Origin of the sequence: Teichococcus aestuarii (assembly GCF_003116135.1) — a bacterium.
Lineage (GTDB): Bacteria > Pseudomonadota > Alphaproteobacteria > Acetobacterales > Acetobacteraceae > Pseudoroseomonas > Pseudoroseomonas aestuarii.
In genome coordinates this window covers 567,482-590,444 of sequence record NZ_PDOA01000001.1, presented here as the reverse complement: position 1 = coordinate 590,444, position 22,963 = coordinate 567,482, and the positions used below count along the sequence as shown (strand labels likewise).

Sequence of the window (22,963 nt, the reverse complement as noted above, 5' to 3'; positions counted from 1 at the left end):
ACCACGCAAGAAAAAACGGGGCGCCGGCTTTCCGCCAGCGCCCCGTTTCCTGTTGGTAGTGGTGGGCGGACTTGAACCGCCGACCCCGGCATTATGAGTGCCGTGCTCTAACCAGCTGAGCTACACCACCGCAGAGGCCCGGGCCGTCGTCGTATGGCGCTGCCCAGGTGGCGCGCGATTTAGGCGGCCTCGCCGGCGCTGTCAATCGCCTCTTCGTTGCGGCGGATGAAGCCGCCGCCGAGCACCCGGTCGCCATCGTAGAGCACGCAGCCCTGGCCCGGCGCGGCGATGGCCGGCGCCGCCAGGCGCACGCGCAGCAGGCCCGCCGCGGCGTCCCACACCGCCGTGGCAGGCTGCGGCACCTCGCGGGCACGCAGCTTCACCTGGCACGCCAGCGGCGCCGTGGGCGGCGCCACCAGCCAGTTCACGTCGCCGGCCAGCACATGCTCCGAGGCCAGGGCGCCGCGGGGCGCCACGACCACGCGGCGGCGCGGCGCATCGAGGGCGGTGACGTAGAGCGGCTCCTCGCCATCGCGCGAGGCCATGCCCAGGCCCCGCCCCTGCCCCACCGTGTAGCGCGCGATTCCCTGGTGGGTGCCGAGCACCCTTCCATCCGCGTGCTCGATGGTGCCGGGTTCGGCGGCCTCGGGGCGCAGCTTGGCCACCACCTCGTGGTAGCTGCCCTTGGGCACGAAGCAGATGTCCTGGCTGTCTGGCTTCTCGGCGACGGCGAGGCCGAGCCGCACCGCCTCCGCCCGCACCTCGGCCTTGGAAGCGTAGCCGCCGAGCGGGAAGCGGCTGAAGGCCAGCTGCTCCGGCGTGGTGGCGAAGAGGAAGTAGGACTGGTCCCGCGCCGGGTCGGCAGCGCGGCGCAGCTCGGGGCCATCCGGCCCCTCCACCCGCCGCACGTAGTGGCCGGTGGCCAGCGCCTCGGCACCGAGGTCGCGCGCCAGCAGGAACAGGTCCTGGAACTTCACCGTCTGGTTGCAGCGCACGCAGGGGATGGGCGTCTCGCCGCGGGCGTAGGCGCTCGCGAAATCCTCGATCACCGCGTCGCGGAAGCGGCTCTCGCGGTCCAGCACGTAGTGCGGGATGCCGAGGCGGTCCGCCACGTCGCGCGCGTCGTGGATGTCCTGGCCGGCGCAGCAGGCGCCCTTCTTCTCCACCGCCGCGCCATGGTCGTAGAGCTGCAGCGTGGCGCCGATCACCTCGTGCCCCTGCTCCTTCAGCAGCCCGGCGACGACGGAGGAATCGACACCCCCCGACATGGCGACGAGCACCCTCATGGCGCGGCGTCCAGCCCCATCTGCCAGAAGTCGCATTCCAGCCGGGCGGCCTCGGCGAAGGTGGCGGAGAGCACGGGCAGGCGCGCCACGCCGCCATGGCTGACGCCCAGGGCGTCGATCCGCTCGGCGGCGGCACAGGCCAGCGCCTGGTAGCCGGGGGCGCTGTAGGTGTCGATCCAGCTCTGGTAGGGGTTGCCCTCCCGCATCCGGCCGGGATGGGCGGCGATGCGCAGCGCGATCTCGCCATAGCCGATGGTGCAGGGGGCGAGCGCCACCTCGAGGTCGAGAATGTCGCCCGCCATGCCGCGGTCCAGCACCCAGCGCGTGTAGCAGACGGTCTGCGGCGCCTCGGCCTCGCGCAGCACATCGGCTTCCGAGAGACCCCAATCGGCGCAGTAGCGGAGGTGCATCTGCATCTCGGCCAGCAGGGCGTTGAGCCCCGCCGCCTTGCCGCGCATCGCCTCCAGGCTCTCCGCCTTGAAGGCGGCCAGCGCCTTGGCGCGGGCGAACTGGATCAGGAACAGCCAGTCCTGCACCAGGTAGCGGCGGAAGGCCGGCAGCGGCAGCGTGCCCTCGGCCAGCCCCTGCACGAAGGGGTGCCAGCAATAGGAATCCCACCGCCCGGCGCAGTGCTCGCGCAGCCGGTTGGTCAGGCCGTCGGGGGCGCCGTAGGGCGATGGGAACATGGGCCTCTGCTTCAGCTCGCGTTGCGGGTGCCGGCGGGCAGCTTCACGACGAGGCCATCCAGCTCCTCGGTCATGATCAGCTGGCAGCCGAGGCGGGAGGTTTCCTGCAGGTCGAAGGCGAGGTCGAGCATGTCCTCCTCGTCCTCGGTCGGGCCGGCGAGCTTCCCGAACCATTCGCCGCCCACGATCACGTGGCAGGTGGAGCAGGCGAGGCTGCCCTCGCAGGCGCCCTCGATGTCCACGTCGTGCTTGTGCGCGATCTCCAGCACCGAGAGGCCCAGCGGCGCCTCGACCTCGCGGCGCGAACCATCGCGCTCGATGAACGTCATCTTCGGCATCGCCGTCGTCTACTCCGCCGCATCCTGGGTTTCGGAAAGCGCGTGGCGCCACGCATCGGCGAGCAGGGCCGCCGCGCGGTCCACGTCGGGGGGCGAAGTAAAGCGCCCGATGCCGATCCGCAAGGTCGCGGCCGCCTGCGAGTCGGTGAGGCCGAGCGCGCGCAGCACATAGGAAGGCTCGACCTCGGCCGAGGAACAGGCCGAGCCGGTGGAGACGCTGACCCCCTCCAGCCGCGCCAGCATGGCCTGGGCCGAGACGCCGCCGGGGAAGGTGATGTTGAGGTTGCCTGGCACCTGACGTGAAGCGTCGCCGTTCAGCACGAGGCCCGGCACCGCTTCCGAAAGAGCGGCGAGGAAGCGGGCGCGCTGGGCGGCGATGCGGCCACGCTCCAGCAGCCCCTCGGCGCGGGCGATGCGCGCGGCCTCGCCGAAGCCCACCAGCAGCGGCGCCGGAAGGGTGCCGGAGCGCAGCCCCCGCTCCTGGCCGCCGCCCGAGAAGAGTGGCGCGAGCCGCACGCGCGGGCGGCGCCGCACATAGAGCGCCCCCACCCCCTTCGGGCCGTAGATCTTGTGGGCGGAGAGCGAGAGCAGGTCCACGCCCAGCTCCGCCACGTCGAGCGGGATGCGCCCGGCGGCCTGGGCGGCATCGGTGTGGAACAGCGCCCCCGCCGCCTTGGCGATCGGCACCAGCGCCGCGAGGTCCTGCGCCACGCCGATCTCGTTGTTCACCGCCATCACCGAGACCAGCAGCGTCGGCGCCGCCGCCAGCGCGGCGCGCAGCGCCTCCGGCTCCAGCAGCCCGCCGGGCCCGACCGGCAGCACCACCGGCTCGAACCCCTCCGCCGCGAGGTCCCGCACGCTCTCCAGCACGCATTTGTGCTCGGTCGCCACCGTAACGACGCGGCGCCGGGCGCTGCCCTGCCCCCGGGCGAAGCGGGCCGCGCCCTTGATGGCGAGGTTGTTGGATTCGGTCGCGCCCGAGGTGAAGACGATCTCGCGCGGCTCGGCGCCGACCAGCGCCGCCACATGGCCGCGCGCCTCCTCCACCGCCGCCTCCGCCGCCCGGCCGAGGGCATGCTCCACGCTGTGCGGGTTGGCGAAGTTCTGCTCCCACCAGGGGCGCATGGCCGCCAGCACGCGCGGATCGGGCGGCGTGGTGGCGTGGTTGTCCAGGTAGATGGGGCGGGTCGGTGCGGACATGGCGCGAATATGGGCCACCGCCCGCCAGGGTGGAAGGGCGGGGCGGGAATACCACCGCCCCGCCCGGCACATTACCTTATTTGCCGGGAGTAATCTCCCGCACGCCGCACCAGTCGGCGATGAAGGCGGCGATGGTCAGCGTCGTCTTGCGCAGGCTGTCGAGGTTGGTGCGCTCGTCGAAACCGTGGTTGCCCTCGCCGGAGGGGCCGTAGCAGAGCGCCGGCATGTTGTAGTAGCGGCCATAGTAGCGGGTGTCGTTCACCGCCGTGGTGATGCGCTCCTGCATCGCCTCGCCGAACACCGACTGGTGCACGGCGCCGAGGATGGCCTCCGCCTCGGTGCCCGGCTCCTGCACGAAGCCGTCCGCCTGGAAGCCGTGCCAGGTCACCTCGGGCGGGTTGTTGGCCAGGAAGGTGTCGCCGGCGCGGCTGTCCTGGATGCAGCGCTCCACCGCCGCCATGGCATCCTTCACCTCGGTGCTGGGCAGCAGGCCGATGCGGCAATCCACCTCGCACCAGGAGGGGGTGGAGCTGGCCCAGTCGCCGCCACGGATGATGCCGGGGTTGAACTTGATGGGGTCTTGGATCTGCGCGTACCAGCGGTCGGACTTGGCCGCCTCGTTCACCACCTTGGTGTGCTGCTGCAAGGCCTGGATGATGTGCAGCGCGGAGAGGATGGCGTTGGTGCCGGTCTGCGCCTGCGCCACATGCACCGGCACGCCGCGCACCCGCACGCGGAACCACAGCGTGCCGGTATGGGCGCGCGTCATGGTGTGGCCGGTGGGCTCGGGGATCAGGCAGGCCTCGGCGCGGTAGCCGCGCGCGAGCGTGGCCAGGGCGCCGTTGCCGGTGCTCTCCTCCTCCGTCACCGTCTGCACATGCACGTCGGCGGCGGGCTCCAGCCCGGCGGCCTTCAGCGCGTCCATGGCGTAGATCATGCAAGCGACGCCCGCCTTCATGTCGTTGGCGCCGCGGCCATAGAGCCAGCCATCGCGCACCACGCCGGCATAGGGCGGGTGGGTCCACATCTCCGCGGGGCCTTCCGGCACCACGTCGATATGGCCTTGCAGGATCAGGCTGCGGCCGGTGGGGTCCTTGGCGCGGTGGGTGGCCACCACCTGCACGGAGCCGGCCGGGTCCACCTCGACCATCGGCGCCGCCTTCTCATGCGCCTCCAGCGGCGTCTCGGCGATGGTGAAGCGGTCCACCGCATAGCCGCGGCCGGCCATCTGGCGCGCCATCCAGTCCTGCAGCGGCGCCTCGCGGCCGCGCAGGCTCGGGAAGCGCACCAGCTCGGTCAGGAAGGCGACCTCGCTGTCGAAATTGGCGTCGACGGCCTGGCGCAGGCGGTCCAGCACGGGTTGCTCGGGCATGATCTTCTCCGGTCTCAGCGGCTGACGGGGGTGGCGAACAGGGCGGTGGTGTCCCAGTTCGGGCTCGGCTCGTAGGTCAGGCGGTCCTTGCGGGCGGCCCAGTTGACGCGCAGGTAGAAGACCGGGATCACCGCCTTGTCCTGCACCGCCACGCGCATCGCCTCGGTGGTCAGTGCCTGGCGGCGGGCGGGGTCCATGGTGCGCATCGCCTCGCCGATCGGGCGGTCCAGCGCCGGGTTGGAGTAGCGCTGGCGGTTGAAGGGGCCGTTGCCCGCCTCCGGGTCGCGCGTCATCACCACCTGGCGCAGCGTGTTGGCCGCCAGGTTCGAGGTGTAGGTGGTCATGAACAGCGCGAAGTCGCGGTTGGTGGCGCGGGTGAAGAAGTTGGCCGGCGGCAGCACCTCCACCTGGGTTTCCACGCCGACGCGGCTGAAGCCCTGCGCGATGGCCTGGAGCACATCGCCATCGCTGGTGAAGAAGCCGTTCGGGCCGTGGATGGTCATGCGGAAGCCGTCCGGATAGCCGGCCTCGGCCAGCAGCTTCCGCGCGCGGGCCACGTCATACTCCAGGGGCGGCAGGCCGGGCGCGCGGTCGGCCACGGCGGGGGGCGCGAACTGCTCGGCCGGCGCGCCCTGCCCGGCCAGCAGCCGGTCCACGATGCCCTGGCGGTTGATGCCGAGCGAGAGCGCCTCGCGCACGCGCGTGTCGCGCAGCGGGTTCTTCGCCAGCGGGCGGCCCTGCTTGTCGGTGATGAAGGGGGCGTTCTCGCGGTCGCTGTCGGGGAAGAGATAGGCGGTGCCGTAGCTCTCCGTGCCATAGACCTCGATGGCCGCCTCGCGCTTCAGCCGCGCCACGTCCTGCACCGGCACGCTGTCGATCAGGTCCACCTCGCCGGCGAGGATGGCGGCGACGCGCGCGCCGGAATTGGAGACGTAGCGCGTCTCCACCTTGTCCCAGCCCGGCTTGCCGCCATGGAAACCGGGGTTGGCCTCCAGCGTCAGCCGCTCGTTCAGGATGAAACCGGCATAGCGGTAGGCGCCGGTGCCGATCGCCAGCTTGCCGGTGTTGAAGCCGCCCGTCGTGGCATCCGCATGGATGCTGCGGGAGAGCATCATGATGCGCGTCAGGTCGTAGTCGAGGAACGGGTTGGGCTGGTGCGTGTGGATGCGCACCGTCACCGGGTCCACCACCTCGACCGACTTGATGCTGCGCACGTAAGGCGTGAACGGCCCCGGGCTGTTCGGCACGTTCGGCACGCGGTTGAAGGTGAAGGCCAGGTCCTCCGCCCCGAAGGGCGTGCCGTCGTGGAAGCGCACGCCGGGCTTGAGCTTGATCTCCCAGGTCAGGTCGTCGACCACGCGCCAGGATTCGGCGAGGCCCGGCACCAGCTTGCCGTTGTTCGCCTCGTTGATCAGCGGATCGAAGATCTGCCGCAACGCCATGTTGTTGTTGTTGGTCGAATGGTAGTGCGGGTCCAGCGCGCTGGGCGAGGTCATCGCCGCGATGGTGAGCGTGTTGGCCGAGGCGGCGGCAGGCAGTGCGGCGAGGCAACCCAGCGTGGCGCAGGCAGCCCAACGGGCGGCGAAACGCATCATGGTTCTGTCTCCCTGTTGTCACGGAGACGCTAGCACGCGCTCAAGACCCAGCCAGGGCGGTTCGTTCCATCCGCGAACTTTCCCGTGAGCGCCTGCAAACTCGCAGGGCGACACATGCCGCGCGTGGACTGCGTTCCGCGATGGGGCGCGCCATGCGATACATCGCCCTCCCCTCCCGCCCCGGCGTGGCGCGACCATATCCGGCGGCATGCTCCCTCCCCACGCTGCACGCCGCTCCGTCCTGCTGGCCCTGCCCGCCCTGCTGCTCGCGCGCCAGGCCAGGGCCGCACCGGGCGCCTTCGCCGCGGCGCTGGAGCAGGCGGCCGCTATGCCGCAGCTGCGCACGCTGATCGTGGCGCGCGGCGGCACGGTGCTGCTGGAGCGCCGCTTCAACGGGCCGCCGCCGGAGCGCCCGGTGAACGTGAAATCCGTCTCCAAGGCGGTCATCGCCGCGCTGGTGGGCGCCGCCATCGCGCGCGGCCTGCTGGAGGGAACGGAGCAGCGCATCGCGCCCCTGCTGCGCGCCAGCCTGCCGCGCGACGCCGACCCGCGGCTGGCGCAGGTCACCATCGGCCACCTCCTGTCCATGCAGGCGGGGCTGGAGCGCACCTCCGGCCCCTATTACGGCGCCTGGGTGACGAGCCGGGACTGGGTGCGCGCCGCCCTCGCCCGCCCCTTCGTGGCCGATCCGGGCGGGCCGATGCTCTATTCCACCGGCAATTCGCACCTGCTCTCGGCCATCCTGACGCGGCGCACCGGGCGCAGCACCCTGGCCCTGGCGCGGGACTGGCTGGGCGGGCCGCTCGGCATCGAGATCCCGCCCTGGCCGCGCGACCCGCAGGGAGTCTATTTCGGCGGCAACGACATGCTGCTCTCGCCCCGCGCGCTGCTGCGCTTCGCCGAGATGCACTGCCAGGGCGGGCGCTGGCAGGGTGCCGAGGTGCTGCCCGAGGCCTGGGTGCGGGCCTGCTGGACACCGCGCACCCGTTCCGTCTTCACCGGCGACGCGCATGGCTATGGCTGGTTCCTCGACCAGCCCGGCGGCGAGGAGCGCGCCTATGCCTGGGGCTATGGCGGGCAGATGGCGCATGTGCTGCCGGGGCTCGAGGCCAGCATCGTCATGATCTCGGACCCGGACCAGCCCTCGGGCGGTGCCGGCGGCCATGCGCGGGCGCTGCACGCGCTGGTGGAGGAGGCCCTCATCCCCGCCCTGCGCGCGGCCTGAGCGCCGGCGGGCCACAACGAAAAGGGGCCGGAGGCTTGTGCCATCCGGCCCCTTTGCGGGCTTTGCAGCGTTGTCGAGGCCGGGCGGTCAGTCGGCCGCCATGGCCATCCGGGCGCGGTTCAGCATGGTGCGCACATGGTCCTCGGCGGCGTTGGCCACCTTCTCCGTCTGCTCGGCGGTGAAGACGTGCCCGGCGCCTTCCTGCACGCGGTAGTCGATGGCGATGCCGCGCTGCGTGTTCAGCTTGTCCACCAGCTTGCGGACGGAGGATTCCGGCACCAGTTCGTCCTCGGCCCCGTGCAGGATCAGCCCGGAACAGGGGCATGGCGCAAGGAAGCCGAAATCGTAGTGGCTGGCCGGGGTGGAGATGGAGACGAAGCCGCCCATCTCCGGCCGCCGCATCAGCAGCTGCATGCCGACATACGAGCCGAAGGAATAGCCGGCCACCCACAGCATCGAGGCGTTCGGGTTCACCGCCTGCAGGAAGTCGAGCGCCGCGGCGGCGTCCGAGATCTCGCCGATGCCGCCATCGTAGCGGCCCTGGCTGCGGCCCACGCCGCGGAAGTTAAAGCGCAGGGTGGAGAAACCCATATTCTGGAAGCGCGTATAGAGCGCATGCACCACCCGGTTGTTCATGGTCCCGCCATGCAGCGGGTGCGGGTGCAGCACCAGCGCCACAGGGGCATTGGGCTGCTTCGCGTGGTGGTAACGACCCTCCAGCCGGCCATCAGGCCCGGCAAACATCACCTCAGGCATCGTCCCCTTGCATCCAGTGCGGTGGGCGCGGCAGCGCCCGGTTGGGAAACCATGATGGCCCGTCGGTCCCCGCAGGGCGGCCGGGCCGGCCAAAGGCACTGCCCCCACAGGGGGCTGTTCAGCACAGACCGGGCTCACCCTTCCGGCGGCCAATGTTGACTCGCACAGTCGGGATCAATAGCTTCCCTCTCCACGGCAAGTGCGCCGTGGGCGTCTGGCGTCCGTCATGCCTTTGTCGTCCCGGGGCAGGCTTCCGCTCCCCGCGACGCGATCAATATAGGCAACACATCGTCGCTTTCATAACGGAATTCATGTCATGGGCATCAGCCCGGTGTGGCTTTCTTGCTAGCCGCCCCTGAGCGGCCCGATCCGGTTCAGACAGGAAGAACCGATTGATGCGCCTGTCTACACGTGGACGATACGCTGTCATGGCAATGGTCGAGCTGGCCGCGCGCGCGCGAGGCCAGCCCCCGGCGGATGACAGCCATGCGGCAGGCGCAGATGTCATTTCGGCCCGGGAGCGGCCCGTCAGCCTGTCCGAGATAGCCCAGGCGCAATGCCTCTCGGTCGCCTATCTGGAGCAGCTCTTCGCGCGGCTCCGGCGCGCCGGGCTGGTCGCCTCGGCCCGCGGGCCGGGGGGCGGCTACCGCCTGGCCCTGGCGCCGGAGAGCATCGCCATCGGCACCATCATCGACGCCGTGGACGAGCCGATCGTCGCCACGCGCTGCGAGGAAGGCTCGCCCGGCTGCCTCGCCGGCAAGCGCTGCCTGACGCACGATCTGTGGCACGAGCTGGGGGAGCAGATCCGCCTCTTCCTCCAGCACACCACCCTGCTGGACGTGGTGGAGGGCCGGGTCTGCGGACGCGCCATCCCCCCGGCCCCGGAAGCCCCCTCGAAGCCGGCATGAGCGCGCCCTCCCTCTACCTGGATGCCAACGCCACGGAGCCGCTGCGCCCCGAGGCGCGGCAGGCCGTGCTGGCGGCGCTGGAGCTGACCGGCAACCCCTCCTCCATCCATGCCGAGGGCCGCGCGGCGCGGCAGCTGCTGGAACAGGCGCGCGCCACCATCGCCGCCCGCTTCGGCGGCCGGCCGCGGGACCTCGTCTTCACCGCCGGCGCGACCGAGGCCAATGCCCTGGCGCTGCACGGGCTGGGCGCCGGCCGGCGCATCCTGGCCGGCGCCACCGAGCACCCGGCCATCCTGCGCGCCGGCCCGGCGGTGGAGACCCTGCCCGTGCGGCCGGACGGCACGCTGGACCTCGCTGCGCTGGAGGCCGCCCTGGCCACGGGCGGCCCCGCCCTGATCTGCCTGATGGCCGCCAACAACGAGACCGGCGTGCTGCACCCGCTGGCCGAGGCCGCGGCGCTGTGCCGCGCCCATGGCGCGCTGCTGCATGTGGACGCGGTGCAGGCCGCCGGCCGCCTGCCGGTGACGCTGGAAGGGCTGGGCGCTGATTCGCTCGCCCTCTCCGCCCACAAGCTGGGCGGGCCGAAGGGGGCCGGCGCGCTGCTGCTGCGGCCGGGGCTGGACATTCCGGCGCTGCTGCCGGGCGGCGGGCAGGAGCGCGGCCGGCGCGGCGGCACCGAGGCGCTGCCCGCCATCGCCGGCTTCGCCGCCGCCGTGGCGGCGCTCGAGCCGGAGGAGGCCGGGCGCCTCGCCGCGCTGCGGGACGCCATCGAGGCCGGCGCCGGCCTGCCGGTGGCGGGCGGCGCGGCGCCGCGCCTGCCCAACACCGCCTGCCTGGTGCTGCCCGGCGTGCCCGCCGAGACGCAGGTGATCGCGCTGGATCTCGCCGGGGTGCGGGTTTCCTCCGGCGCCGCCTGCTCCTCGGGCAAGGTGGGGCCGAGCCCGGTGCTGCGCGCCATGGGGCTGGAGGCCGACGCGGCCTGCGCCATCCGCGTCTCGCTGCCCTGGAACGCGGCACCAGACGCCGCCACCCGCTTCCTCGCCGCGCACGCGGCGATGCGCGCCCGGCTGCGGCCGCGCGGCGCCTGAGCCGCGCGGCCCCGGAGGGGGCGGCACGGAGTCAGGCGGTCAGGCGCCCCCCCGTCAGCGGCTCCGGCGTGCCGGTGGTGCCGGGATAGGTCAGCGGCAGGCCCTTCGCCACCCGCGCTGCCAGCACGCCGAAGGCCTGGGCTTCCAGCGCGTCGCCATCCCAGCCGGCCACCTCCACCGGGCGCACCGGCTCGGCCAGGGCGCTGGCCAGGGCGCGCATCAGCGCCGGGTTGCGCCGGCCGCCGCCGGCCACCAGCCATTGCCGTGGCGGCTCGGGGAAGTGCCGGCCCGCCGCCGCCACGGCGCAGGCGCAGAACGCCACCAGCGTCGCCGCGCCATCGGCCGGGGAGAGCTCGGCCGCGCCCGCCTCGCGCAGCGCGCGGTCGAAATCCAGCCGGTCCAGCGATTTGGGCGGCGGCGCGGCGAGGTAGGGATGCGCCAGCAGCCGCCCCAGCACCGCGCCATCCGGCTGCCCGGCGAGCGCCAGCCGGCCGTCCTTGTCATAGTCGGCGCCGGTGGCGCGGCGCGCCCAGTCGTCCAGCGGGCCGTTGGCGGGGCCGGTGTCGAAGGCCACCAATCGGTGGTCGGCGCCGATCCAGGTGACATTGCCGACGCCGCCCAAATTCAGGATGGCCAGCGGCTTCGGCAGGTCGGCCGCCATCACGGCATGGACGATCGGCACCAGCGGCGCCCCCTGCCCGCCCGCCGCCACGTCGGCGCTGCGGAAATCATGCGCGACGCGGAGGCCGGTGGCGCGCGCCAGCAGCGCCGCGTCGCCGATCTGCCAGGTGCGGCCCTCGCCCGGCCGGCCCGCCGCCGGGCGGTGCAGGATGGTCTGGCCGTGGAAGCCGAGCAGCTCGGCCGGCTGGCCGAGGCGGATCACCGCCTCGGCGTGGCGCTCCGTCACGCGCCGCTCGCAGTCGAGCAGGAAGGGGTCGTCGGCCGGCAGGTCGCCCGCCATATCCAGCAGCTTCCGCAGGTCCCGCCGCAGTTCCGGCTCGTAGGGCAGCGTCAGGCTCGGCCCCACCCGGCCGATCCGGTCTCCGTCGGTTTCAACCCACGCGGCATCCACGCCATCCAGCGAGGTGCCACTCATCAGACCAATGGTTCGCAGCATGGCGCGCACTGTGCTAGGGGCGCAGCGCCAGCGGAAGTCCCCCGGGGAACAACTCTTGGGGCCGGGCTGGGACATGAAGCGGACAAAGGCGACGATGGACGAGTTCCTGCATGTCGCGCGCGAGCGCGGCTACATCCACCAGGTGACGGACGAGGCGGCGATGGCCGCGCGCATGAAGCAGGGGCCGCTTCCCGCCTATGTCGGCTTCGACTGCACGGCCGACAGCCTGCATGTCGGCCACCTGCTCTCGATCATGATGCTGCGGCTGCTGCAGAAGACGGGGCACCGCCCGGTGGCGCTGCTCGGCGGCGGCACCACCCGCATCGGCGACCCCTCCTTCCGCGACGAGGCCCGGCCCCTGCTGACCGACGAGCAGATCGAGGTCAACAAGGCCGGCATCCGCAAGACCTTCGCCGCCTTCCTGTCCTTCGGCGAGGGCCCGACGGACGCAATGATGGTGGACAACAAGGACTGGCTGGACCAGCTCCTCTACATCCCCTTCCTGCGCGACATCGGCCGCCACTTCAGCGTCAACCGCATGCTGACGATGGACAGCGTGAAGCTGCGGCTGGACCGCGAGCAGCCGCTCTCCTTCCTCGAGTTCAACTACATGCTGCTCCAGTCCTACGACTTCCTGGAGCTGCGGCGGCGGCACGGGGTGGCGCTGCAGATGGGCGGCTCCGACCAGTGGGGCAACATCATCATGGGGGTGGAGCTGAACCGGCGCTGCGACGGCGCGGAGGTGTTCGGCCTGACCACGCCGCTGCTGACCACCGCCTCCGGCACCAAGATGGGCAAGACCGCCGGCGGCGCCGTCTGGCTGAACCCCGACCGCCTCGCGCCCTACGATTACTGGCAGTTCTGGCGCAACATGGAGGACGCGGATGTCGGCCGTTTCCTGGCGCTGTTCACCGAGCTGCCGATGGAGGAGGTGCGCCGCCTCGGCGCGCTGGCCGGCTCGGAGGTGAACGAGGCCAAGAAGATCCTGGCCACCGAGGCCACCGCCCTGCTGCACGGGCGGGAAGCCGCCACGCTTGCCGCCGAGACGGCGCGCCGCGCCTTCGAGGAGGGCCAGGCGGCCGAGACGCTGCCCTCGATCGCGGCACCCCTGCCGGCGCCGGCGATCGACCTCGCCGTGCAGGCGGGCTTCGCCGCCAGCAAGGGCGAGGCGCGCCGGCTGATCCGCCAGGGCGGGCTGCGGCTGAACGACGCCGCCATCACCGACGAGGCGCTGGAGGTTTCGGCGGCCGATCTGCGCGACGGCGCGGCCAAGCTCTCCGCCGGCCGCAAGCGCCACGTGCTGGTGCGCCCGGCCGCCTGACCGGTGCGGAACCCGGCCCGCGCCGGGTTCCGCGTCAGCGTTCCGCGGGTGGCGCTGGCTGCTGCCCCGGCGCGGCGCCGCCACCGAACAGCCCGCGCAGGAAGCCCGGCGTCAGCGCCGCCAGCGGGTTCACCGAGACGGCGGGGTCCTGCACCGGCCCGCGCATCCGCCAGGTGGCGGCGAACAGCCCGCCTCCCTGCTCCGGGCTGAACAGCCGCCCGAGCAGCGGGATCTGCCCCAGCAGCGAGTTGAGGACATAGGCGGGCACGATGGTGCCCTCCAGATCGATCGCGCCGCCATGCCGCGGGATGCTGCCCTTCGCCGTGACGCCGAGCGAGGCGGAGAAGGCGCGCGCCTCCTGCACGAACAGCGTCTCCGGCGTCAGCCGGAACGGCGCCACCATGCGGGAGAAGCTGAGGCCCGGGCCGCGCACCGCGTCGAACACGCCATAGACGGTGAGTGCCTGCAGCAGCTTGCCGATGCCCTCCGCCTCGCTGACGGAGAAATTCTCCATCTCCGCCGTGCCGCCGAGCGTCGCCCCCGGGGCGTTGCCCGGCCAGCGGCCGGTGACCGCCAGCCGCCCGCCCTGCACGGTGCGCAGCACGTCGAAGGCGCGCAGCAGGTCGCCGGCATTCTCGGCGTGCAGGCGCAGGGCGCGGCCCGCGCCATCCGGCGTCACCGCCACGTCGAAGCCGCCGCCCGGGCCGGTCTGGCCGGTGAAGCGGGCCTCGCGCAGCACGCCGCGCGCATCGGCCAGCGCACGGCCGGCGACACCGGCCAGTACGCGCCCCTCGCCCAGCCGCACCTGGTCGAACCGGCCTTCCACCGCCACGGGCGGGCCGTCGCCGCCGGCCGCGTCGCCACCGGCGGCGTCCTGCGCGGCCAGCGCCGGGCCGAGGTCCAGCACCGGCCCCTCCAGGCGGAAGCGCCAGGGCGTGCCGGGCCGCGCCGGCGGCCAGGCCTGCGCGGCGAAGCGGCCGGCGAAGATGGCGGCCTCGGCCACGTCCACCCGCTCCGGCCGGCTGGCGGCGGCGAAGCCCACCCGCCCCCGCGCCGAGAGCGAGGGTGCGGTGACGCGGAAGCTCTCCACCGCCCGCAGCGATTCCCCCTCCACCCGCAGCTCGGCCTGGGCGGTGGCGGGCTGGCCAGGCGGCTTGCTCCAGGCGAAGGGGGTGAGCGTCATGCGGCTCTCGCGCAGGTCGCCATTGATGCTGACGCGCATGTCGCCGGCGCGGCGCTTCTCCATCACCGCCTGCACGCCGACCGGGCCGGCCACGAAGCCCTCCAGGTCCAGCCCGAAATCGGCGATGCGGGCGGCATCCGGCCTCGCCTCGGCGCGGATGCGCTCGACCACCTGGGTGGCGGGGCCGGGGCGGAAATCCATCTCCACGCTGAGCTGGGTCGGGATGCCGTCGAGCTGCGCGTTGCCGCTGGCCTTCAGCGTGCTGTTGGTCACGCTGAGCTCGGCGGTGCCGCGTTCCAGCCGCTTGCCCAGCACCACATCGGCCAGGCGCAACTGGGTCAGCCTCGCCTGCACCTGCACCCGCAGCACCTCGGAGGGTATGTCCTCCAGGAGCGGGAAGGCCAGCCGCAGCGTGCCCTCCATCTGGCCGCCCGGCTCCTTCAGGTCGAGCGGCCGCTTCTCGAACAGCTTCAGCCGCGGGTGGCGGATCAGCGCCACAACCTCCGGCACCGGGCCGCGCAGCTTCGCCTCGATCTCGGCCTGCTCCTGGCTGCCGTCCAGCCCGTGGAAGCGGATCACCGCGCCCGGGCTGTTCAGCGCCGTGCCCGATTGCCGCGCCGTGGCGGCCTCGATGCGGATCTCCTTCAGGCCGAAGCGCGCCGTGGCCGCCACCCCCTCGAGCGGCGGGATGGGGCGCAGCCAGTGCACCACCCCCTGCTCGAGCCCCAGCGTGCCGTCCAGCGCGGTGACGCGCAGCCCCGAAAGATCGGCCGCCGCCTCGGCGGCAAGCGCGAACCGGCCACCTTGGAAGGCACCGCCGGTGACGTTCTCCACCACCCACTTCCGGGCGCCGGGGACCACCCCTTCCGGCCAGTAGGCGCCGAGATCGGCGGCGGCGAGCGTGGCCAGGGAGAGGTCCAGCCCGGCGCGCCAGCGCCCGCCCTCCAGCCGTGCCTGGCCGCTGGCCTCGATCACCGGCGGCGCCGGCGTGGCGGTGCCGTTCTCCCGCGCCACCGCCGGCAGGGCGAGGCGCAGCCGGCGCAGCTCCAGCGCCGCCGGGTTGCCTTCCGCCGCCAGCGACAGGCCGGCGAAGGCGATGCGCCGCCCGGCATGGACGATGCCGCCCGGCCCCGCCTCCAGCTTCAGGTCAAGCTGCGGCAGGGCGCCTGCCTGCCGCCCGTCCAGCCGGCCGGAGATCTCGAGCGAGGCCGGCGCGTCGAACAGCGCCAGCGGCGCCAGGGCGGGCATCAGCCGGGCGATGCGGGCCGGCTCCAGCGCCGGCAGGGACAGGCTGCCCTCCAGCCGCTCCAGGGCGCCCTCCACCCGGCCGGCGAGGCGCACCGGCAGCGGCGCGCCATGATCCGGCAGGCGCAGCGCGGCGCTGCCCTCGCCCTCCGCCCCGCCGCCCGGCAGGCGGCGCAGCGCCAGATTCACCGCCTCCAGCCGCCAGACCAGGTTCAGCTGGCGGTCGAGGATGGTCAGGCGCCCATCGGCGAGGTCCAGCCGCCGCAGCGCGCCGAGTGGCGTGTCCTCCGCCTCCGGCCCGATCAGGCCGCGCAGCACATCGCCGCCCTCGGCGGAGGGGGTGGCCGGCGCCTCGGGCGAGGGCTGCGGCGGGGTGCGGCCGAGGGCCAGGGTGACGCTGCCATCCGCGGCGCGCTCCAGCACCACGTTCGGCTTCTGCACGGCGATGCGCAACGGCATCACCGTGCCGCGCAGCAGCTCGCCGAAGGCCAGGGTCACGGTGGCATCCGGCAGCTCCTGCCGCACCGCGCCCGCGGCGTCGCGCAGCCGCACGCCGCTGATCCGCAACTCCAGCGGAGAGCGGTCCGCCTGCCGGAAGCCGGACCAGGCGATGGCGACATCCTCCACCTCCAGCGCCTCCTCCAGCCCCAGCCGCGGCGCCATGTCCTCCAGCACCGAGGCCAGCACGGGCAGGTGCAGCGGCCCCTGCGACAGCCGCCAGGACAGCGCCGCGAGGCCGAGGCCCGAGACCAGCAGCAGCGCCAACAGGGTGCGGCCCAGCCAGCCGCCGAGCCAGCCGCAGCAACGCAGGGCTTGACCGCTCAGCCGGCGCATGGGTTGGCTCTCCTGCCATGCGCCCCGCGACTCTCCCCGCCCGAACCCTGCCCGCCCCGCACGACCGGATGGCCGCGCAACGGCTGCTGGAGGCCTTCGCCGAACGCGGCGCGGCCGAGCGGGCCTATGCCGCCACCCCGGCCGGCACCGCCCTGCTGGCGGCGCTGGGCGGCCACAGCCCCTATCTGGCCGAACTGGCCGAGCGGGAGAGCGCCACCCTGCTGCGCTATGCCGAGCGCGGGCCGGACGACGCCTTCGCCCTGGCGCTGGACCCGCTCGGCCGTGCCGACCCGGATGCGGCGCGCCCGGCCGTGGCGGCGCTGCTGCGCCAGGCCAAGCGGCAGGCGGCGCTGATCATCGCCGCCGCCGACCTGGCCGGGCAATGGCCGCTGGACCGGGTGACGGGCGCGCTCTCCACCCTGGCGGAGGCGGCGATCGACTATGCCTGCGCGCATCTGCTCCGCGAGGCGGCCGGGCGTGGGGAGTTGCGTCTGCCGCGCGCGGGGGCCCGCGATTCGCGCGGGGTGGCGCGCGGCTCGGGGCTGGTCATCCTGGGCATGGGCAAGCTGGGCGGCGGCGAACTCAACTACTCCTCCGATATCGACCTGATGGTCCTCTACGACCCCCTGGCCGCCGCCTGCAACGCCGAGCGTGCCGGCGGCCTCTATGTCCGCATCGCCCGCGACCTGGTGAAGCTGATGGAGGAGCGCACGGCGGGTGGCTACGTCTTCCGCACCGACCTGCGGCTGCGCCCCGACCCGGCGGCCACGCCGCTCGCCGTCAACATCGCCACCGCCATCTCCTACTACGAATCGCTCGGCCAGAACTGGGAGCGGGCGGCGATGATCAAGGCCCGGCCCGTCGGCGGCGACCGGGCGCTGGGCGAGCACTTCCTGAGCGAGATCCGCCCCTTCGTCTGGCGCCGCCACCTCGACTTCGCGATGATCGCCGACATCCATTCGATCAAGCGGCAGATCCACGTGGCGCATGGCGCGCGCGGCGCGCATGCGGAGGTGCGCGTGGCCGGGCACGACGTGAAGCTCGGCCGCGGCGGCATCCGCGAGATCGAGTTCACCACCCAGGTGCTGCAGCTGATCTGGGCCGGGCGCGACCCGGGGCTGCGCGACCCCACCACGCTCGGCGCGCTGGCGGCGCTGGCCGCGGCCGGGCGCATCGAACGCCGCGCCGCCGCCGACCTCGCCGATGCCTATGTCTTCCTGCGCGATGTCGAGCACCGGCTGCAGATGGTGGCGGACCGCCAGACCCAGCGCCTGCCGGAGGATGAGGAGGGGCTGGCGCGCATCGCCAGCTTCATGGGCTTCCCCGACACGCCCAGCTTCGCCGCCACCCTCACCGGCCATCTCAACCGGGTGGAGCAGCGCTACGCACAGATGTTCGAGCGCGAGCCGGCGCTCAGCCACGACACGGGCGCGGAGGGGGCCGGCGGCAGCCTCGTCTTCACCGGGGCGCAGGACGACCCGGAGACCCTCGCCACCCTCTCCGCCATGGGCTACGCGCAGCCCGCCCAGGTGGCCGGAATGGTGCGCGGCTGGCACCACGGCCGGCTGCGCGCCACCCGCAGCGAGCGGGCGCGCGAGCTGCTGACCCAGCTGATGCCGACGCTGCTCGCCGCCTTCGCCGCGCAGCGCGAGCCGGACGCGGCGCTGGCGCGGTTCGACACCGTGCTCTCGCGCATGGCGGCGGGGGTGCAGATGCTGTCGCTGTTCCATCGCAACCCGGCACTCTTGCGGCGCGTGGCGGGCATTCTCGGCGCGGCGCCGGCGCTGGCCAACCATCTCGCCAACAACCCCGCCTCGCTCGACGGGTTGCTGGCCGGCGGCGGCGGCGGCGGCGACGACCCCGGCGCCGCCGCCGCCGTGCTGCCCGCCCTGCTGAAGCAGGCGCGCCACTTCGAGGAGGCGCTGGACGGCGCCCGCCGCATGGTGACCGAGGGCAAGTTCGAGATCGACGCCGCGGCGCTGGAGGGCGTGCTCGACGCCGATGCCGCCGGCGCCGCGCGCAGCGCCCTGGCGGATGCCGCCATCGGCGCCCTGCTGCCGCATGTCGCGCGGGAATTCGCCGCCCGCTTCGGCAAGGTGCGCGGCGGCGCGCTGGCGGTGGTGGCGCTGGGTAAGCTGGGCGGGCAGGAGATGCTGCCGGGCTCCGACCTCGACCTGGTGCTGATCTACGACCACCCGGAGGATGCCGAGGAAAGCCGCGGCGGGCCGCGTTCCCTGCCGCCCAGCGTCTATTTCAGCCGGCTGGCGCAGCAGGTGATCGGCGCCATCACCGCCCCCGGCGCGGAGGGCAAGCTCTACGAGGCGGACATGCGGCTGCGCCCCTCGGGCAACAAGGGGCCGGTGGCCACCTCGCTCTCCGCCTTCACCCGCTACCATGCCGAGAGCGCCTGGACCTGGGAGCGCATGGCGCTCACCCGCGCCCGCTGCGTGGCGGGGCCGCCGGCGCTGCGGCGGCGCATCGGGCAGGCGGTGCGCGGCGCCATCATCGCCCATGCGGGCGAGACCGCGGTCGCCGACGCGGTGGCGATGCGCGCCCGCATGCTGCGCGACCTGCCGGTGGACGGCCCGTGGGACATCAAGGCCATGCCGGGCGGCATGGTGGAGGTGGAGTTCATCGCCCAGGCGCTGCAGCTCGCCCATGCGGCGCGCCAGCCGAAGGTGCTGGCGCCCACCACGCGGCTGGCCCTGGCCAACCTCGCCCGCGCCCGGCTGCTGCCGGCGGCGGAGGCGGAGACGCTGATCGCCGCCGACCGGTTGTGGCGCACCACCCTCGGCCTGCTGCGGCTGACGCTCGGCCGCTGGCGGCAGGAGGCGCTGCCCGCCCCCACCGCCGCCGCCCTGCTGCGCGCCACGGCGCCGCTGCTGGGCCAGGCGGGCGTCGGTGCGGGCGCCGATGCGGGCGCGGTCGACCTTCCGGCCTTCCGCCAGCAGATGCGCATCCAGGCCGAGCAGGTGCGCGACATTTTCGAGCGCCGCCTCGGCCGGCTCGCAGGAGGAACTGGATGAGCATCGAGGAAGGCATGGACGCCCCGGCGTTCGAGCTGCCGGCCAGCGGCGGGCGCAGCGTCTCGCTCGCCGCCATGAAGGGGCAGCCCTTCGTGCTGTATTTCTATCCCAAGGCCGACACCTCGGGCTGCACGAAGGAGGCCTGCGACTTCCAGGAGGCGCTGCCGGCGCTCCAGGGCCTCGGCCTCGCCGTCATCGGCGTCTCGCCGGACCCGATGAAGCCGATCGAGAAATTCGCCGAGAAGTACGGCCTCGCCTTCCCCCTCGCCTCGGACGCGGAGAAGACGGTGGCGCAGGCCTATGGCACCTGGGTCGAGAAATCCATGTATGGCCGCACCTACATGGGCATGGAGCGCAGCACTTTCCTGATCGACCGCGACGGCCGCGTGGCGAAGGTCTGGCGCAAGGTGAAGGTGCCGGGCCACGCCAAGGCGGTGATGGAGGCGGCGAAGGCGCTGGGCTGAGATACGAGGGGCGGCTGGGCGCGGGGCCTGGCCGGTTCTCCGCCGGCCGCCCCGCCGCCGGCTCAGACCCCGCGCAGCACCAGCACGCCGCCGGCCAGCAACCCCGCCGCAAGCGTGGTCAGCAGCGCCAGCCGGCGCTCGACGAAGTCGCGCATCGGCGCGCCGTAGCGGCGCAGCAGCCCGGCCAGCAGGAAGAAGCGCAGCCCGCGCGCCACCAGGCTGGCCAGGATGAAGGCAGCGGGGCTGAAGGCGGCGGCCCCGGCGGCGATGGTCACCGCCTTGTAGGGGATGGGGGTCAGCCCCATCACCAGCACCGCCACCACGCCCCACTCCCTGAACCATGCCTCGAAATTCGCCAGCGCCCCCTCCTGGCCGTAGGCGCGCAGCAGCGGCTCGGCCAGCGTCTCGTAGAGGAAGAAGCCCAGCAGGTAGCCGGCCAGGCCGCCCAGCACCGAGGCCACGGTGCAGATGGCCGCGTAGCGCCAGGCGCGCTCCGGCCGGGACAGGCACATGGGCAGCAGCAGCGCATCCGGCGGCACCGGGAACACGCTGCTCTCGGTGAAGGAGACGGCGGCCAGCCAGCGCTCCGCGTGGCGGTGGCCGGCGAGGGCGAGGATGCGGTCGTACAGGGCGCGCAGCATCGCCTGCCTCTCCCATGCCGCCAGCGCCGGGGCAACCCGCCCAGCCATGCCGGCGGCGGGCTTGCCGCCCCGCGCGGAGGGCGACATCCTCGCGCAACGACGCCCGCGAGGAAGCACCATGCCGCCCGAACCCAACGCAGCCCAGGGGGCCAGCCCCGGCGCCCTACCCGGGCGCCGCCTCTCCCCCATGATGATCCTGGTGCTCTGCGGCGTGGGCGCCGCCGCCCTGGCCATGGGGCTGCGGCAATCCTTCGGCCTGTTCCTGGCGCCGATGACCGCCGCCAATGGCTGGACCGCCAGCGGCTTCGCCTTCGCCATCGCGCTGCAGGTGCTGGTCAACGGCATCTCCCAGCCGCTCTGCGGGCAGTTGGCGGACCGGATCGGCGGCCGCAACGTCATCATCGGCGGCGCGGTGCTCTACATGCTGGGCATCCTGGGCATGGCGCTGTCCGACGGGCTGCCGCTCTTCACCTTCTTCGCCGGGCTGGTCATGGGGGTCGCGGTCTCGGCCGCCGGAATGCCGGTGATCATGGCCAGCATGACGCGGCTGCTGCCGGAATCGCAGCGCGGCCGTGCCACCGGGCTCGGCACCGCCGGCTCCTCCTTCGGGCAGTTCCTGGTGGTGCCGCTGGCGGGCTTCGGCATCGCCGGCTTCGGCTGGCAGGGCGCGCTGCTGGTCATGGCGGGCGCGGCGCTGCTGATGGTGCCGCTGGCCCTGCCGCTGAACGACCGCCCCGCGCCCCCGCCCACCACCGCCGCGGGCCGCGCCGCCGCGGCGGCCGAGGAGACGGCGGGCCAGACCCTGCGCCGCGCCTTCCGCAGCACCTCCTTCTGGTGCCTGTTCTTCGGCTTCTTCGTCTGCGGCCTGCATGTCAGCTTCCTGGCGGTGCACCTGCCGGGCTTCGTGGCGAGCTGTCACCTGCCCAGCTATGTCGGCGCCGGCGCCATCAGCCTGATCGGGCTGTTCAACGTGGCGGGCTCGCTGATCTCGGGGGAGCTGACGCAGAAATGGCGGCGGCGGGAGCTGCTGGTGGCGATCTACGCCAGCCGCGCCGTGCTGATGACCATCTTCTTCCTGGCGCCTAAAACCACCGGCACGGTGCTGGCCTTCTCGGCGGTGATGGGTGTCCTGTGGCTCTCCACCGTGCCGCCCACCGTGGCGCTCTGCGCCCGCAACTTCGGCATGCGCTGGCTCGCCACCGTGTTCGGCCTGGTGTTCCTTGGCCACCAGATCGGCGGCTTCACCGGCGCCTGGCTGGGCGGCCTCATCTTCGACCGCACCGGCAGCTACGACCTGATGTGGATCATCAGCATCCTGGCCGGCGTGTTCGCCGCGCTGGTGCACCTGCCGATCCGCGACGCGGCACGGCCGGCGGCGGTGCCGGCCTGAGCCGCGCCGCGCCGCTCATCCCTCGCCGGGGGCGTGCGCGTTGACGAGGGGCGGCGGCGGTGCGTCCAGCGGGATCTCCCGCCGCTGGCTGGCCACTGGCCGGGCGCGCCGCTGGAAGGGCGGCAGCGCCACCCGCCCGCCCTGCGCCAGGGCGCGCTCGATGGCATCGAGGATGCGCATGTCGCACCAGCCTTCCTCGCCATCCGGCTCCGGGTCCAGCCCGCGCAGCACGCAATCCGAGAAATATTCCAGCTCTCCGGCAAACTGGTCGGTCGCGGCGAAGCCTTCCTCCTGCACGCCGCCTGGCAGGGAAAGCCGGTGCCGCAGCCCTGTGCCGAAGGTGAATCCGGGCTCCACCGCCAGATCGCCCGCGCTGCCGAGGATGCGGTACTGGTCCACCGGCCGCCCGGCATAGCTGACCGAGAACTGCGCCAGCCCGCCACCGGGGAAGCGCATCGACACCGAGACGGTGTCGTCAAAATTCATCTCCAGCGCCGGGTCTCGCGTGCCGATGGCAGCGATCTCCACCGGCTCCTCGCCGAAGACGTGCCGCGCCATGTTGATCGGGTATGGGCCCATATCCACCACGGGGCCGGCCCAGTAGCCGTGCTTGCTGCGGTGGTTGCCGGGCGCCACGATCTGCGCGAAGGCGGAGGAGAACAGGCGCGCCTGCCCCAGCCGGCCGCTGCGCACCACCTCCAGCGCCGCCAGGGTGGCGGGCTCGAAATGCAGCCGGTAGGCCACCATCAGCTTCGCGCGGGCACGGGCGGCGGCATCGCGGATCGCCTCCGCATCCTCCAGGCTGGCCGCCGCCGGCTTCTCCAGCAGCACATGGATGCCGGCCGCCAGCGCCTTTTCCGTGCCCTCCCGGTGCAGCCAGTTGGGGGTGGCGAGATAGACCGCGTCGATGTCGCCGGACTCCAGCAGCCTGTCGTAATCGCCGTAGTCATAGGCGGGAATGCCGTAGCGGGCGCCGAGTGCCGCGCGCTTCTCGGCATCGCCGGTGACGATGGCGGCGAGGGCAGAATTCCGCGTTCGCGCCACCGCCGGCATGAAGGCCGCCTGCGAGATCCAGCCGCCGCCCACCACCGCGTAGCGCACCTTGCCTTCCGCCATCACTCAACCCCGCCCTGTCCGTGCCGATGAATGCCAGGCCGCCGCCGTGCCGGCGCCCATGGGGCAACACCCCGGCCCACCCCGGGTTGCCACATGGGTTGCCACATGGGTTGCCACATGGGTTGCTCTGGGCCGGCGCCCGGATCATGCTGCTCCGGCAACGGAGGAAAAC

At 73.3% G+C, this 22,963-nt stretch carries 18 protein-coding genes and 1 tRNA gene; 7 read left to right on the top strand and 12 right to left on the bottom strand.

Annotated features, from left to right (window positions below; genetic code table 11):
* Positions 1-53: 53 nt before the first annotated feature.
* The 7 genes from CR165_RS02770 to CR165_RS02740 all read right to left on the bottom strand — a co-directional run bounded on the left by CR165_RS02770 (position 54) and on the right by CR165_RS02740 (position 6,477).
* Positions 54-130: transfer RNA gene (locus CR165_RS02770), tRNA-Met, on the bottom strand.
* Between the two features lie 49 nt (positions 131-179).
* Positions 180-1,286 carry a tRNA 2-thiouridine(34) synthase MnmA gene (gene mnmA, locus CR165_RS02765; protein WP_109515409.1) on the bottom strand — a complete coding sequence of 369 codons (1,107 nt, stop codon included), beginning with the start codon at positions 1,284-1,286 and terminating at the stop codon, positions 180-182.
* Positions 1,283-1,972, bottom strand: a complete 690-nt coding sequence (locus CR165_RS02760) for a TenA family protein (RefSeq protein WP_109515408.1) — start codon at positions 1,970-1,972, stop codon at positions 1,283-1,285. Before CR165_RS02760 ends, mnmA begins: the two co-directional genes overlap by 4 nt.
* Before the next feature lie 11 nt (positions 1,973-1,983).
* A complete protein-coding gene (locus CR165_RS02755) occupies positions 1,984-2,310 on the bottom strand; it encodes a ferredoxin family 2Fe-2S iron-sulfur cluster binding protein (protein WP_109515407.1) in 327 nt (108 codons plus the stop codon).
* A gap of 9 nt (positions 2,311-2,319) precedes the next feature.
* Complete coding sequence (locus CR165_RS02750) at positions 2,320-3,510, bottom strand: cysteine desulfurase family protein (protein ID WP_109515406.1); 1,191 nt, start codon at positions 3,508-3,510, stop codon at positions 2,320-2,322.
* Between the two features lie 76 nt (positions 3,511-3,586).
* A complete protein-coding gene (locus tag CR165_RS02745; protein ID WP_109515405.1) occupies positions 3,587-4,882 on the bottom strand; it encodes an ArgE/DapE family deacylase in 1,296 nt (431 codons plus the stop codon).
* Positions 4,883-4,896: 14 nt separating this feature from the next.
* Positions 4,897-6,477: an ABC transporter substrate-binding protein gene (locus CR165_RS02740; RefSeq protein ID WP_109515404.1), complete on the bottom strand. Its 1,581-nt coding sequence runs from the start codon at positions 6,475-6,477 to the stop codon at positions 4,897-4,899.
* Positions 6,478-6,685: 208 nt separating this feature from the next.
* On the opposite strand from CR165_RS02740, the gene CR165_RS02735 reads away from it, so the two are divergent.
* Complete coding sequence (locus CR165_RS02735) at positions 6,686-7,702, top strand: serine hydrolase domain-containing protein (RefSeq protein WP_109515403.1); 1,017 nt, start codon at positions 6,686-6,688, stop codon at positions 7,700-7,702.
* Positions 7,703-7,789: 87 nt separating this feature from the next.
* Here CR165_RS02735 and CR165_RS02730 read toward each other — a convergent pair whose 3' ends face one another.
* Positions 7,790-8,458 carry an alpha/beta hydrolase gene (locus CR165_RS02730; protein ID WP_109515402.1) on the bottom strand — a complete coding sequence of 223 codons (669 nt, stop codon included), beginning with the start codon at positions 8,456-8,458 and terminating at the stop codon, positions 7,790-7,792.
* Between the two features lie 428 nt (positions 8,459-8,886).
* Between CR165_RS02730 and CR165_RS02725 the strand changes: the two genes are divergently transcribed.
* A complete protein-coding gene (locus tag CR165_RS02725; RefSeq protein WP_109515401.1) occupies positions 8,887-9,366 on the top strand; it encodes an Rrf2 family transcriptional regulator in 480 nt (159 codons plus the stop codon).
* Positions 9,363-10,454 (top strand): cysteine desulfurase family protein, encoded by a 1,092-nt coding sequence (locus tag CR165_RS02720; protein ID WP_109515400.1) that lies wholly within the window; start codon positions 9,363-9,365, stop codon positions 10,452-10,454. The genes CR165_RS02725 and CR165_RS02720 overlap by 4 nt, the downstream gene beginning before the upstream one ends.
* Positions 10,455-10,485: 31 nt before the next feature.
* Here CR165_RS02720 and CR165_RS02715 read toward each other — a convergent pair whose 3' ends face one another.
* Positions 10,486-11,568 (bottom strand): anhydro-N-acetylmuramic acid kinase, encoded by a 1,083-nt coding sequence (locus CR165_RS02715; protein WP_109515485.1) that lies wholly within the window; start codon positions 11,566-11,568, stop codon positions 10,486-10,488.
* 97 nt (positions 11,569-11,665) lie between these two features.
* Here CR165_RS02715 and tyrS point away from each other — a divergent pair, with 97 nt between their 5' ends.
* Positions 11,666-12,892, top strand: a complete 1,227-nt coding sequence (gene tyrS / locus CR165_RS02710) for a tyrosine--tRNA ligase (RefSeq protein WP_109515399.1) — start codon at positions 11,666-11,668, stop codon at positions 12,890-12,892.
* A 34-nt stretch (positions 12,893-12,926) separates the two neighbouring features.
* On the opposite strand, the gene CR165_RS02705 is transcribed toward tyrS, so the two are convergent.
* Positions 12,927-16,154 (bottom strand): YhdP family protein, encoded by a 3,228-nt coding sequence (locus CR165_RS02705; protein WP_109515398.1) that lies wholly within the window; start codon positions 16,152-16,154, stop codon positions 12,927-12,929.
* Positions 16,155-16,171: 17 nt separating this feature from the next.
* On the opposite strand from CR165_RS02705, the gene CR165_RS02700 reads away from it, so the two are divergent.
* On the top strand, positions 16,172-19,180 hold the full coding sequence (locus CR165_RS02700) for a bifunctional [glutamine synthetase] adenylyltransferase/[glutamine synthetase]-adenylyl-L-tyrosine phosphorylase (protein WP_109515397.1): 3,009 nt from the start codon (positions 16,172-16,174) through the stop codon (positions 19,178-19,180).
* Entirely contained in the window at positions 19,177-19,644 is a 468-nt protein-coding gene (bcp, locus tag CR165_RS02695) for a thioredoxin-dependent thiol peroxidase (protein ID WP_109515396.1), read from the top strand. Before CR165_RS02700 ends, bcp begins: the two co-directional genes overlap by 4 nt.
* 62 nt (positions 19,645-19,706) lie before the next feature.
* On the opposite strand, the gene CR165_RS02690 is transcribed toward bcp, so the two are convergent.
* Positions 19,707-20,285 carry a YqaA family protein gene (locus CR165_RS02690; protein WP_109515395.1) on the bottom strand — a complete coding sequence of 193 codons (579 nt, stop codon included), beginning with the start codon at positions 20,283-20,285 and terminating at the stop codon, positions 19,707-19,709.
* A 118-nt stretch (positions 20,286-20,403) separates the two neighbouring features.
* Between CR165_RS02690 and CR165_RS02685 the strand changes: the two genes are divergently transcribed.
* Positions 20,404-21,675 carry an MFS transporter gene (locus CR165_RS02685; protein WP_109515394.1) on the top strand — a complete coding sequence of 424 codons (1,272 nt, stop codon included), beginning with the start codon at positions 20,404-20,406 and terminating at the stop codon, positions 21,673-21,675.
* Between the two features lie 15 nt (positions 21,676-21,690).
* On the opposite strand, the gene CR165_RS02680 is transcribed toward CR165_RS02685, so the two are convergent.
* A complete protein-coding gene (locus CR165_RS02680; RefSeq protein WP_109515393.1) occupies positions 21,691-22,791 on the bottom strand; it encodes a Gfo/Idh/MocA family protein in 1,101 nt (366 codons plus the stop codon).
* Positions 22,792-22,963: the final 172 nt, after the last annotated feature.